This window comes from Nitratireductor sp. L15S-10 (assembly GCF_045011005.1).
GTDB lineage: Bacteria > Pseudomonadota > Alphaproteobacteria > Rhizobiales > Rhizobiaceae > Nitratireductor.
The window spans coordinates 3,100,594-3,112,752 of record NZ_CP120674.1 but is presented as its reverse complement, the minus strand read 5'-3'; the positions used below and the strand labels follow the sequence as shown (position 1 = coordinate 3,112,752).

At 61.6% G+C, this 12,159-nt stretch carries 12 protein-coding genes; 10 read left to right on the top strand and 2 right to left on the bottom strand.

Annotated elements, in window-relative coordinates:
• The first annotated feature begins 1 nt into the window (after position 1).
• The 4 genes from rsmD (at position 2) to P2W41_RS14860 (ending at position 4,267) form a co-directional block, all read left to right on the top strand.
• Positions 2–556, top strand: a complete 555-nt coding sequence (gene rsmD / locus P2W41_RS14875; protein ID WP_292899377.1) for a 16S rRNA (guanine(966)-N(2))-methyltransferase RsmD — start codon at positions 2–4, stop codon at positions 554–556.
• A 91-nt stretch (positions 557–647) separates the two neighbouring features.
• On the top strand, positions 648–2,021 hold the full coding sequence (locus P2W41_RS14870; protein ID WP_404933576.1) for a M16 family metallopeptidase: 1,374 nt from the start codon (positions 648–650) through the stop codon (positions 2,019–2,021).
• Positions 2,018–3,373 carry a M16 family metallopeptidase gene (locus P2W41_RS14865; protein ID WP_404933575.1) on the top strand — a complete coding sequence of 452 codons (1,356 nt, stop codon included), beginning with the start codon at positions 2,018–2,020 and terminating at the stop codon, positions 3,371–3,373. Before P2W41_RS14870 ends, P2W41_RS14865 begins: the two co-directional genes overlap by 4 nt.
• A gap of 3 nt (positions 3,374–3,376) precedes the next feature.
• On the top strand, positions 3,377–4,267 hold the full coding sequence (locus P2W41_RS14860) for a patatin-like phospholipase family protein (protein WP_292899383.1): 891 nt from the start codon (positions 3,377–3,379) through the stop codon (positions 4,265–4,267).
• A 6-nt stretch (positions 4,268–4,273) separates the two neighbouring features.
• Here the strand turns inward: P2W41_RS14860 and P2W41_RS14855 are convergent, their stop codons facing one another.
• Positions 4,274–6,076, bottom strand: a complete 1,803-nt coding sequence (locus P2W41_RS14855) for a monovalent cation:proton antiporter-2 (CPA2) family protein (protein ID WP_404933574.1) — start codon at positions 6,074–6,076, stop codon at positions 4,274–4,276.
• A gap of 127 nt (positions 6,077–6,203) precedes the next feature.
• On the opposite strand from P2W41_RS14855, the gene P2W41_RS14850 reads away from it, so the two are divergent.
• The 6 genes from P2W41_RS14850 (at position 6,204) to lpxK (ending at position 11,878) form a co-directional block, all read left to right on the top strand.
• Positions 6,204–7,550 carry a TldD/PmbA family protein gene (locus P2W41_RS14850; RefSeq protein ID WP_404933573.1) on the top strand — a complete coding sequence of 449 codons (1,347 nt, stop codon included), beginning with the start codon at positions 6,204–6,206 and terminating at the stop codon, positions 7,548–7,550.
• Complete coding sequence (locus tag P2W41_RS14845) at positions 7,537–8,352, top strand: 3'(2'),5'-bisphosphate nucleotidase CysQ (protein WP_292899389.1); 816 nt, start codon at positions 7,537–7,539, stop codon at positions 8,350–8,352. The genes P2W41_RS14850 and P2W41_RS14845 overlap by 14 nt, the downstream gene beginning before the upstream one ends.
• 110 nt (positions 8,353–8,462) lie before the next feature.
• On the top strand, positions 8,463–8,711 hold the full coding sequence (locus tag P2W41_RS14840; RefSeq protein WP_007010079.1) for a DUF4170 domain-containing protein: 249 nt from the start codon (positions 8,463–8,465) through the stop codon (positions 8,709–8,711).
• 25 nt (positions 8,712–8,736) lie between these two features.
• Positions 8,737–9,522 (top strand): lysophospholipid acyltransferase family protein, encoded by a 786-nt coding sequence (locus P2W41_RS14835; RefSeq protein WP_404933572.1) that lies wholly within the window; start codon positions 8,737–8,739, stop codon positions 9,520–9,522.
• 3 nt (positions 9,523–9,525) lie between these two features.
• The gene (gene waaA / locus P2W41_RS14830) at positions 9,526–10,845 is read left to right on the top strand and encodes a lipid IV(A) 3-deoxy-D-manno-octulosonic acid transferase (protein WP_292899392.1); all 1,320 of its coding nucleotides are present in this window, start codon (positions 9,526–9,528) and stop codon (positions 10,843–10,845) included.
• A complete protein-coding gene (gene lpxK / locus P2W41_RS14825; protein ID WP_404933571.1) occupies positions 10,838–11,878 on the top strand; it encodes a tetraacyldisaccharide 4'-kinase in 1,041 nt (346 codons plus the stop codon). The genes waaA and lpxK overlap by 8 nt, the downstream gene beginning before the upstream one ends.
• A 1-nt stretch (position 11,879) precedes the next feature.
• Here the strand turns inward: lpxK and P2W41_RS14820 are convergent, their stop codons facing one another.
• A complete protein-coding gene (locus P2W41_RS14820; protein ID WP_065816268.1) occupies positions 11,880–12,110 on the bottom strand; it encodes a DUF2093 domain-containing protein in 231 nt (76 codons plus the stop codon).
• Positions 12,111–12,159 lie beyond the last annotated feature (49 nt).

The window sequence follows — 12,159 nt, the reverse complement described above, 5'->3', positions numbered from 1 at the left end:
CATGCGCATCGTCGGTGGGGAGTTTCGCGGCCGCACACTGGCTACGCCAAAGTCGGACTCGATCCGGCCGACCACAGACCGCACTCGCCAGGCGCTGTTCAACATTTTCGAGCATCGCTACGCAGGGCGACTTGAGAATGCACGCGTGCTTGATCTTTTTGCCGGCACGGGCGCTCTCGGGCTCGAGGCGCTTTCGCGCGGCTCATCCTTTGCGCTCTTCATCGAAGAGGCCGCCGCCGCCCGCGCCCTGATCCGCACCAATGTGGAAAATCTTGGTCTTCAGGGGCGCAGCAAGATCTTCCGCCGCGATGCGACGCGCATAGGGGAGGTGGGGACGATACAGCCCTTCGATGTTGTTCTGGCCGACCCTCCCTATGGCAGGGGCTTTGGCGAAAAGGCGCTGGCTGCCGCGCTGGAAGGGGGATGGTTGGCGCCCGGCGCGCTGGTGATGGTCGAGGAAGCTGCAGGCTCGCCGTTCGAGCCACCGGAGGGCTTTCGGCTCATCGAACGGCGTGAATACGGTATATCCTGCGCAACCTTTGTCGAGTGCGCCTGAGTTTCGTCACTTTTGCGCCGATAGCTTTGCCTTGTCATGAGCTCGTGGCATTGTGCGCGGGCGCACCATTAAACCGTACAGGGCCTTGTCCATGAGAAATCCCATAGCGAGTGTCGCTCTGAGCGCGGCATTCGCGATCATCCTTGCCGTCGCGGCGCCGTCCATAGCCCCCGCGCAGGAAGCTGAGGACGACACCGCCGTTTCCAGTTTCACCTTAGAGAACGGCCTTGAGGTCGTCGTTATCCCGGACCATCGGGCGCCTGTCGTCACGCACATGCTCTGGTACAAGGTGGGCAGCGCCGATGAGGAACCCGGCAAGTCCGGCATTGCTCATTTTTTCGAACACCTGATGTTCAAGGGAACGAGCACCTATCCCTCCGGCGAATTCTCAGCGACGATTGCCGCCGTGGGCGGCAGCGAAAATGCCTTCACCTCCTATGACTACACGGCCTATTACCAGCAGATCGCTCCGTCCGAACTGCCGGACATGATGCGGTTCGAGGCGGACCGGATGCGCAATCTGGTTCTCTCGGAGGAAAACATCGAGACCGAACGTCAGGTGGTGCTCGAAGAGCGGCGCCAGCGCACCGACAACGTTCCCTCTTCAATCCTGTCGGAAGAACTCAACGCAACGCTCTACCAGAACCATCCCTATGGCATTCCGGTCATTGGCTGGCAGCAGGAGATCGAGGCACTCACCCATGAGGATCTGAAAAGCTTCTACGATCGTTTTTATACGCCCAACAACGCCGTGCTGGTGGTGGCGGGCGATGTGAACGCCGATCAGGTGCATGCCATGGCCAAAGAGACCTATGGCAAGATCGCCCGTGGCCCGGATCTGCCGCCGCGGGCGCGCCCGATGGAGCCCGATCAGAAGACCGCGCGCGATGTTACATTCCGCGATCCGCGCGTCACCGTGCCCAACATGTCGATCAACTGGTATGTGCCTTCCGCACGCAGAGCCGAGAAGGGCGAGTTCGAGGCGCTTGCCATTCTTTCGGAGGTTCTGGGCGAGGGGCTGCGCAGCCGGCTCTATCAGGAACTTGTCGTCAAGCAGGGGATCGCATCCAGCGCCGGCAGCTATCTGCAGGGTACCGCGTATGATTACTCGGCCTTGGTCATCTATGGTGAGCCTCGTGGCGAGGCTGATCTCGAGACGGTAGAGGCGGCGCTTGTCTCCCAGATCGAGAAAATCAAAAGCGAAGGCATCACACAAAAGGAACTGGACACGGCACGTACAAAGATCCTGCGTGACCAGATTTTCATGCGCGACAGCCAGGTGCGCAGTGCCAACCTATTCGGCGCGGTCCTGGCAACGGGGGGTACGGTCGAGGACATCACCGGCCTGCCGGAGCGGCTTCAAGCGGTCACTGTCGAGGCCGTTAAGGCGGTTGCCAACCGCTATCTCGACATGGACCACGCCGTGAAAGGCTATCTCCTTCCAGAAGAGGGAGACCGCTCGTGAACCAGAAATCGAACTTTCACCCAGGTGCCTTTATGCGCAGTTTCCTCAATTCCGGGGCGCTGCTCGCGCTCATCCTTATTGTCCTTCCGGCTCAGGCCGCGGTTAAGATTCAGGATGTGACTTCGCAAAAAGGCATCGAAGCCTGGCTGGTGGAGGATCACTCCCTGCCCATCATCACCTTCCAGTTTTCCTTCAAGAGCGGGTCTGCTCAGGACCCCGAAGGCAAGGAAGGCTTGGCCAATCTCATGACCGGCCTGTTCGACGAAGGCGCGGGCGATCTCGATTCCGATGCGTTTCAGCTGAAGCTGGAAGAGCTTGGCGCCGAAATGTCATTTCGCACTAGTTCGGATGAAATCTCCGGCCAGGTGCGCATGCTTGCCGAGAACAGCGATGAGGTTCTCGACCTGGTGAGGCTTGCGCTCACCAGTCCGCGCTTCGATGCAGATCCCGTGGAACGCATCCGCAGCCAGATCGCCGTCGGCATCCGCGCCGATGAACGCGATCCGCGCAAACAGGGTGCGCTCAAACTCGCCGAGGCACTGTACGGCGAACATCCATACGCTCACCCCGACGAGGGTACGCTCGAAAGCCTGTCGAACATTTCTCCGGAAGACCTGAAAGCCTTCCACGCCCGCGTCTTCGCCCGTTCAAACCTCACAATCGGCGTGGTGGGTGCAATCGATGCCGAACGCCTGGCAGGCGTTCTCGACACGGTGTTCGGGGATCTGCCTGAAGAAGCCGAGCTCAACCCCGTTGCCGACATCGAGCCGAAACTTGGCCAGGAAATCCGCATCGACTATCCCCTCCCGCAGGCCACGCTCCAGCTTGTCTATCCCGGTGTCGAACGCGACGCCCCGGAATTCTTCTCGGCCTATCTGCTCAACCAGGTCCTCGGTGGCGGGGTGTTTTCCTCGCGTCTGTTCAACGAGGTGCGCGAGAAGCGCGGACTTGCCTATGGCGCGTCCTCCTATCTTCACAGTCGAGACCACGCCCAGTCGCTTGCCATCCAGACGGCCACCGCCGCCGAACGGGCAGGCGAGACGCTTACGGTGATCGAGGATGTGGTCGCGGGCCTGCGCGACGAGGGCCCCACGCGAGAGGAACTCGAGGCGGCCAAGACCTACGTCATCGGCTCCTACGCGATCAACAACCTGGACTCCTCCACGGCCATCGCCCGCACGCTGGTCGGCATGCAGCAGGACGATCTGGGGATTGATTATATCGAACGGCGCGCCGATCTTATCAATGCTGTCACGCTGGACGATGTGAAGGATATCGCGAATCGTCTTCTTTCGCAGGAACCGGCACTGCTGGTGATCGGCCCCGCAGAGCAGGCCCAGAACGGAGGCTAGCGGATGGAAACTGCGTTGGCGAACGATGAGATGAGAGACACGGCTTCAACCGGCGGACCAAGCTTCGCGCTTGCGCTCGGCGGTGGAGGAGCGCGCGGTCTGGCGCACATCCATATCATCGAGACCCTCAATGAACTGGGCATCACGCCGACCGTCATCGCCGGTTCCTCCATCGGCGCCCTGATGGGCGCAGGCTTTGCCGCCGGCATCAGCGGCAAGGACATTCACGCGCATGCCCGCGCGATTCTGGGAAGCCGTACGGAAGTGGCGAGCCGCCTCTGGAAAGCCAGACCTGGAAATTTCGCCGAGATGATGGAAGGCGGGTTCCGCTTCGGCCAGTTCAATGCCGAACGCATCATCAGCGCCTTCCTGCCAGAAGGTGTCCCGCAGACCTTTGAGGAGTTGAAGATCCCGCTGCGAGTAACGGCCACGGATTACTTTCGCCACGAGCTGGCCGTGCTTGAAAACGGAGCCTTGGCGGAAGCTCTTGCAGCCTCGGCCGCCATTCCCGCGGTCTTCCGTCCCGTGGAGCGGGGCGGGCGCACCCTGATCGATGGCGGCATCTACAACCCCGTGCCCTTCGATCTGGTCGAGGGCAGGGCCGACATATTGATTGCCATCGACGTGGTTGGCGCTCCGAATGATACCGGTGGCAAGCCTCCGACCTCCATCGAGCTCATGTTCGGCGCGAGTCAGCTCATGATGCAGTCGATCATTGCCATGAAGCTGGAGCACGGGCGGCCCGATATTCTCATTCGCCCGGCCGTTTCACGCTTTCGCGTGCTCGATTTCATGAAGATCGACGCGATTCTGGCTGAAACAGAAGCCATTCGCGACGAGTTGAAACGGGCGATCGACGCCGCTGTGAGCGACCACGAAAAGGCGCGGGTGTAGTCGGCGTCAGCCAACCGGTTCGTCATCCTGGTTAATACGCTGGCTCTCTCGCTTCGGCTTGATCAGCGGTTCCGGGGTGACCGGGCGCACACGCATCTTGTCATTGCCGGCGTAAATGCCTTCAACGGACTGGATCGCCAGCCGCTCCTCGTCGCGCCGGCGCACATCCTCGACGATCTCGCTGGCAATTTCCTCGCTGGTGCCCAGCGCCTGCAGGGTTTTGCCACCGAAGAGCAAGGCGGATTCCACCGTCTCGCGCAATTCATACTCCACATCGCGATTGCGCAGGGAGAGCGTGTGCGCGCGGTCGTAGGAACGTACATAAAGGCGCACATGGGGATATTCGTCGCGGATCAGGTTGACGATCTGGTCCGTTGCCGTCACGCCATTGGTGCATACGGCCACGATCTTGGCGTTGCGGATACCCGCAGCCTCCAGAACCTCCATGCGACGCCCGTCCCCGAAATAGATGCGAAAGCCGAAACGCTCGGCCGCGCGCACACGATCGGCCGAATGATCGATGATGGTCACCTCTGTTCCCCCGGAGAGCAAAACCTGCGAAACCATTTGCCCGAAACGGGAGAAGCCGATCATCATAACATCGGCGCCCGCACCTTCGAAATCTTCATCCATCTCTTCTGTCGGTTCGGTGCGGATCAGCATTTCGCCAAGCCGCACGGAGAGCGGCGTCAACGCCATCGAGACGGTGACGATGGCAATAAGCAGCGAGGCGGTGGACTGCGGAAAGATGAAGGCGGAGGCCGCCGCGGTGAACAGGACAAAGCCGAACTCGCCGCCTTGCGGCAAAAGGGCCGCGACACGCACGGCGCAATTGTGATCGCTGCCGAAGCCTCGGCTGATGCCATAGAGAATGGCTGCCTTCACCAGCATGAGGATCGGCACGGCAATGAGAATGGAAAGCCAGTTCTCGAGCACGATTCTCAGATCGAGCGAAAGGCCGATGGCCAAGAAGAACAAGCCAAGAAGAATACCGCGGAACGGCTCGATATCGGCTTCCAGCTCGTGCCGGAAAGAGGATTCAGCGAGAAGAACACCGGCGATGAAGGCCCCGAGCGCCATGGAAAGCCCTGCCATTTGCATGATGGTGGCCGACCCCAGAACCACGAGCAGAGCTGCAGCGATCATGACCTCCTTCGCGCCCGTGTTGGCGATGATGCGAAAGAGCGGATTCAGCAGGTAGCGACCGGCAACAATAAGCGCGATCACGCTGGCTATCGCGAGCGCAAACCTTTCGAGGCTGATGGTGTCCGCCCCTTCTCCACCGGGGGAGAGCAGTGGAACCAGCGCCAGAAGCGGAGCGATGGCGAGGTCCTGAAACAGCAGGATGGAGAAGGATGTCTGCCCGTATCGGCTGTTGAGTGCGCCCTGCGATTCGAGTGTCTGTACCGAGAATGCGGTGGACGACAGGGCAAGGCCGAAACCGACGACAAAGGCCGCGCCGTAGGACATGTCCGTCAGAAGCAGCGTAAGTGCGGCAAGGGCAAGGCCCGTAACCATCACCTGGATCAGTCCCATACCGAATATGCTGCGCCGCATGGCCCAAAGACGTGCCGGTTTGAGTTCAAGTCCGATGATGAAGAGCAGCAGCACCACACCGAGTTCCGCCACGTGCAGCAATTCCTCTCCATCCGAAATGAGCAGGAGAACGGGACCTATGGCGATGCCGGCGGCAAGATAACCGAGGATTGTGCCAAGCCCTATGCGGGCGAACAGTGGCGCGGCGATCACTGCGCCACCCAGGAGGAGCAGCGGTTCGTAGTAGAGCGGTGCAGCAGTTTCGACGGCCATCGGGGCTCCGGGATATTCTGGGGCGGAACTGGGGAATCTCAGCTTACCATTGCACATGCGCGCTGCGAATCATAAATGGATCAGACCGGTAATCCCGACGCGCGACCAGATTCCAGCCAGGATTGTGATGACAGATCAGAATGAAAAGAAGCAATTGACCGAGCGAGTCGTTGCGCTTGTGGAAGCTGCGAAGCGGGCCGGCGCCGATGCTTCCGATGCGGTGGTGGTGCGCGCGCGATCCAGAAGTGTGTCGGTGCGCCTGGGCAAAGTCGAGGGAACGGAGGCGTCTGAAAGTGATGACATGTCGCTGCGGGTCTTTGTCGGCAGGCGGGTTGCCAGCGTGTCGGCTCCGGCCAATGCAGACCCGACACCACTGGCGGAACGCGCCGTCGCCATGGCGAAGGCATCGCCGGAAGACCCGTATCAGGGGCTGGCCGAGAAAAACCTCCTCGCGCGTACCATCCCCGACCTCGATCTTTTCGATGGAACGGACGTATCTGCCGAGCGTCTGAAGGAAGACGCTCTGGCCGCCGAGGCAGCGGCGCTCGATGTGCCTGGCGTTACCAATTCATCCGGCTCGGGGGCGAGTGCGGGTTCCGGCGGCCTGGTTCTGGCGACGTCTGAGGGATTTATCGGAGCCTATGAAGCGACACGCTTCTCCCGCTCGGTGAGTGTTCTGGCGGGTGAAGGCACCGGCATGGAACGCGATTACGACTACTCCTCGCGCCTGCACTTTCTGGATCTCGAGGACCCGGAAAAGATCGGCCGCAGCGCTGGCGAACGGGCCGTCCGGCGGCTTAATCCACGCAAGGTGGATACAGGCCGCTACCCGGTCGTTTACGATCCGCGTGTTGCGCGCGGCGTTGCCGGCCATCTGGCATCCGCAATCAATGGGGCCGCGGTTGCGCGCAAATCCAGTTTCCTGCGCGACATGATGGGCAAAAAGGTTGCTGCCGCCGGCATCACGGTAACGGATGATCCGCAGCGTCGGCGGGGCTCTTCCTCTCGCCCGTTCGACGGCGAGGGCGTTGCCGGCGAAAAACTCGTCATGATCGAAGACGGTGTCCTGAAACACTGGTTCCTGTCGACCGCGGTTGCGCGACAGCTGGGGCTGCCGGCCACCAATGGGCGCGGGACACGTGGATCTTCTTCGGTTAATCCGTCTTCCACCAACCTGGCACTTGAACCTGGCACCCAGTCCCCCGAGACTCTGATCAAGGGGATCCGTTCTGGATTTTACGTGACGGAGGTGTTTGGGCAGGGGGTCAATCTCGTAACCGGTGAATACAGCCGTGGTGCTGCCGGCTTCTGGATCGAGAACGGCGAGATCACCTATCCGGTCTCCGAGGTTACCATCGCCTCGAACCTGAAAGACATGTTCTTCAACATGACGGCAGCCAGCGACATTGATCGAAGCTTCGGGACAGCTGCTCCCACCCTGCTTGTGGAAGGCATGACGCTTGCCGGAAAATAGCCCGCACGACCAGACACTTCAGGCCGATCTCGATCTGATCGCAGCCGCAGCGCGGGAGGCAGGCAATATTGCACTCAAATATTTCCGCCGTGACCCGGAAGTATGGTGGAAAGAGGGTGTTTCACCGGTCAGTGAAGCCGATTACGCGGTCGACAGCTTTTTGAGGAGCGAGCTTCTGGCAGCGCGTCCCGATTATGGCTGGCTATCGGAGGAGACGGCGCTTGCAGAGCAGGAATTGGCCCGCGACAGGGTGTTCGTCGTGGATCCCATAGACGGAACAAGGGCGTTTATCGACGGGCGGCCGATCTGGTGCGTCAGCATCGGTGTGGTGCATCGCGGTGTGAGTGTCGTTGGGGTGCTTGAATGCCCGGAGCTTTCCGAAACCTACCAGGCACTGACGGGCGGTGGCGCATTCCGCAACGGCGACCGTCTGACAGTGAAGTCTGCGCGCGATTCATTTGTTGTTGCCGGCCCCAAGGCGATGGTGTCCGGCTTGCCGTCCAGTCTTTTGCAGAAAACCCGGACCCATGGCTACATCCCGTCACTTGCCTATCGCATCGCCATGGTTGCGAGTGGGGCGCTTGATGCGACCTTCGTGAAGCCGAATTCCCATGACTGGGACCTGGCCGCAGCCGACGTGATCCTTCGTGAGGCAGGTGGCGCGATATGCGATGCTGAGGGCAAAGCGCCCTCATACGCCGGACCAGAGCCGAAGAAGGGGGCGCTCGCTGCGGGCAGTGGTTCACTCCTGCAGGCCATGAAGCGTGCCCTGAGGGGCGAGCAGCCGGAAGCCTCGCCATGACCGGAAGCGGTGAAAGCCGGCTCTAAACGGTTCCAAAATCGCAGGAATTACTCTACACGGGCGGTTAGCGATTTGCTTGTTGCCACATTCGTCTGCAAATGGGCTTGACCATGTCTGAGAAAAAAGAGAATTCCCAGCTTCTGCATCTGGTCTTTGGCGGCGAATTGACGTCGTTGACCGGGGTGACCTTCCGCGATCTGGACGAGGTCGACATTGTCGGCATCTATCCGGATTACAAATCCGCGGAGAAAGCCTGGCGCGCCAAGGCGCAGGAGACCGTTGACAACGCGCATATGCGTTATTTCATTGTTCACCTTCACCGCCTGCTCGACCCCGCCTCCGATGAGACCCGGGGATAGCCCCAGGGGTAGCAAGGAACCGCATATGGAAAACAAGGCGACCGCGCCTTCCCCTGCCATGACCGCCAATCGGAAGAAGACTGGCCGCCGCCCTTTAAAGGAGCTGTGGCGCCGTGTTCGCAAGCCGCTGGCCAGGTCCCGCTTCGTGAAACAGGCGCTGGCAACGCTCATGGCGGGCGCAATTCGCCTGATTGACCGCACGAACCCGCGCGTGAAGGGATCGCATGATCTGCAGGCGGCTATCGATGCGCATTCGCCGGCAATTGCCGCTCTCTGGCATGGGCAGCACATTCTGGGACCGGCCATCAATCCCCGGCGTCACAAGATTGTGGCGCTGTTTTCCCGCAGCGCCGATGCGGAGCTGAACGCGCTGGTGGCGGAGAAACTCGGTTTCGAGACCGTACGCGGATCCGGTGGCCGGAAAGGCGAACGTGATATCCGCAAAGGCGGCGCCAAGGCGCTCATCATGCTGAAAAGGACCATCGACCGCGGATGCAATGTGGCGATGATCGCAGACATACCGCATGGTACGCCGCGCGAAGCCGGGCTTGGAATTGTTACCCTTGCCCGCATTTCGGGCCGTCCGATCGTGCCTGTTGCGATCGCCACGAGCCGACGCAAGGTGCTGGAGCGCACCTGGGACAAGACGACGATCAACCTGCCATTCGGCCGCAGCGCGGTAATCCTGGGCGAACCCATCTATGTGAAGCCCGACGCCGATGACACGATGATGGAAGAAAAGCGCCGCGAGGTGACCGACGCACTCAACGAGGCAACGCGGCAAGCCTATTCTCTGGTCGATGGTCAATGAGCCATGAGTGAACGCTGGGCTCGCGCCATACTCACAACCTATCGCTGGGCGGGGGCCGCAGCCTTCCCCATGGTTGGCGGCTACATCGTCTGGCGTGCCGGCAAAGGCAAGGAAGACCGGGTTCGCCGGCACGAGCGCTATGGCCGCGCGGGCCACCCGCGCCCCGATGGCCCGCTGATCTGGATGCACGCGGCCAGTGTGGGTGAAACCATGGCCGTGACCGGCCTGATCGAGCATCTTCTGGGCTACGGGATCAACATTGTCCTGACCACTGGAACCGTGACCTCGGCACAGGTTGCGGAAGAACGCCTCGGCGGCGACGTGATCCACCAATATGTGCCGCTCGATCTGAAACCGGCTGTCAGCCGGTTTCTAAACCACTGGCAGCCGGACCTGGCCATCATGGCAGAGTCCGAGATCTGGCCGATGACCATTCTCGAACTGGGCGCACGGCGTGTGCCACAGGTGCTCGTCAATGGCCGGCTTTCGGACCGTTCCTTCGAGCGCTGGAAGAAGCGGGCTTATCTCGCCGAGGCGCTGTTTGAAAATCTCGCGCATGTGGTGGCGCAGTCTGAAGTGGACGGCGAACGTTTCCGAACCCTCGGTGCAAGGCCGGTCACGGTCTCCGGCAATCTCAAGGTCGACACCCATGCACCGCCGGTGGAGAAGGAAGCGCTGGCGACCCTTGAAGAGCAGATCGGCGAACGGGAAACGTGGGCCGCCGTCTCCACACATGAGGGTGAGGAGACGATTGCCGCCGATGTGCATACCAAACTCAAGTCCCGTCACGCCGACCTTTTGACAATCATTGTGCCGAGGCACCCCGAACGGGCCGAAGGGCTGGAGGAAGAGTTCACGGCACGCGGTCTGAAGGTGGCGCGGCGCAGCCGTAACGATACGGTCCTGCCGGAGACGGACATTCTGCTTGGCGATACGATCGGCGAGATGGGACTTTATCTCAGACTGACCGAGGTGGCATTTGTCGGGCGCTCTCTTGCGCAATCGGGCGGGCAGAACCCGATCGAGCCGGCGCGGCTCGGCACGGCGGTGCTTTCGGGCTGCAATGTGCAGAATTTCCGCGATGCCTATCGCCGCCTCATCGACGCCGGCGGCGCGCGGCTGGTGCGCGATGGCGAGATGCTGGCCGGTGGCGTGAACTTCCTGCTCAACAATTATGCGGCACGCCGCACGATGATCAAGGCAGGCCGGGCGGCGGTCGACGACATGTCGGGCGCGTTGAACCGGACGCTGCAGGCGCTCGATCCCTATATCCATCCGCTGATCGTCAAGAGCAGGCTCGAGGGCGACGAGGGTCATGGCTAGCGAGGCACCTCCATTCTGGTGGGAGGCGGCGGACTGGCGGGCCTGGAGCCTTTTGCCGCTGTCAGCGCTCTACGGCCTCGTGGCCGGATACCGGATGGCCTCTGCAAAGCGCGCCAGGGTGGATGTGCCGGTCCTGTGTGTCGGCAATTTCACCGTTGGCGGCGAGGGCAAGACGCCGGTCTCCATCGCGCTTGCCAAACAGGCAAAAAAGCTTGGCCGGAAGCCGGGTTTCCTAACGCGCGGGCATGGTGGCTCAATGGGGGGTGGCTCGATGACGGTCGCGCATCTGGTGGATGCGAAGAAGGATCTCTCGCGCCATGTGGGTGACGAGCCGCTGCTTTTGGCGAGGCATGCGCCGACGCTGGTCGCCCCCGACCGCCTGATGGGCGCGCGGGAGCTGATCGGCATCGGCTGCGATTTCATCATCATGGATGACGGCTTCCAGAGTGCGCGGCTGCACATGGATTATGCGGTGATGGTGGTGGATGCGCGGCGGGGGCTGGGCAATGGCCATGTGATCCCCGGCGGTCCCATGCGCGCGCGGCTGATCGACCAGCTGCGCTATGCGGATGCGATCCTCACCATGGGCGAAGGGAGTGCGGCCGATCATGTGGTGCGCAGGGCCTCGCGGGCGGGACGACCGGTGTTGCAGGCGAGACTCAAGCCGCGCGGTGTGCGCGCGATCCGGGGCGGGCGGTTCCTGGCCTTTGCCGGGATCGGCAACCCGAAGAAATTCTTCGACAGTGTCGCGGAAGCCGGCGGCACGGTGGTGGAGGCGCGGAGCTTTCCGGACCACCACCCCTTCGATGATGACGAGGCGCGCGACCTGATCGCGGCGGCGGAGAAAAACGGGCTTCAGCTCATCACCACCGAGAAGGATCTCGTGCGGCTCAGGGGCGGAAGCGAGGCGCTTTCTGCGCTGGCCGAACACTGCCGCGTGCTGCAGGTGGAAGCGCAGTTCGATGCGCCCGACATGCCGGTGACCATCATCGAAAGCACGTTTGAGGCCTGGCGCGAGCGCATTCTGAAATAGGTTAGCTACGCTTCCTGAGTTCCGGATGCATTTCCAGCTCGCGGGCGAGCGAGGTGTCGGCGTTCACATAGGCTTCCTGCCGCGCGACGCTCCAGTATTTCAGATCGTCGAGCTGGATCGGCTGTTCGGTCACGGCGCAGCGCACGAAGGCGCCGGGCGTCATGACCTGAAAATCGCCATCCAGATAACGAATGCGCGCCTCGCGGGCGCCGGGTCCTTCAAAACGGTTCATCGGTACAACCTCTCATCGGGGTTCCTTGCGCCATATTTCGAAGCAGAGG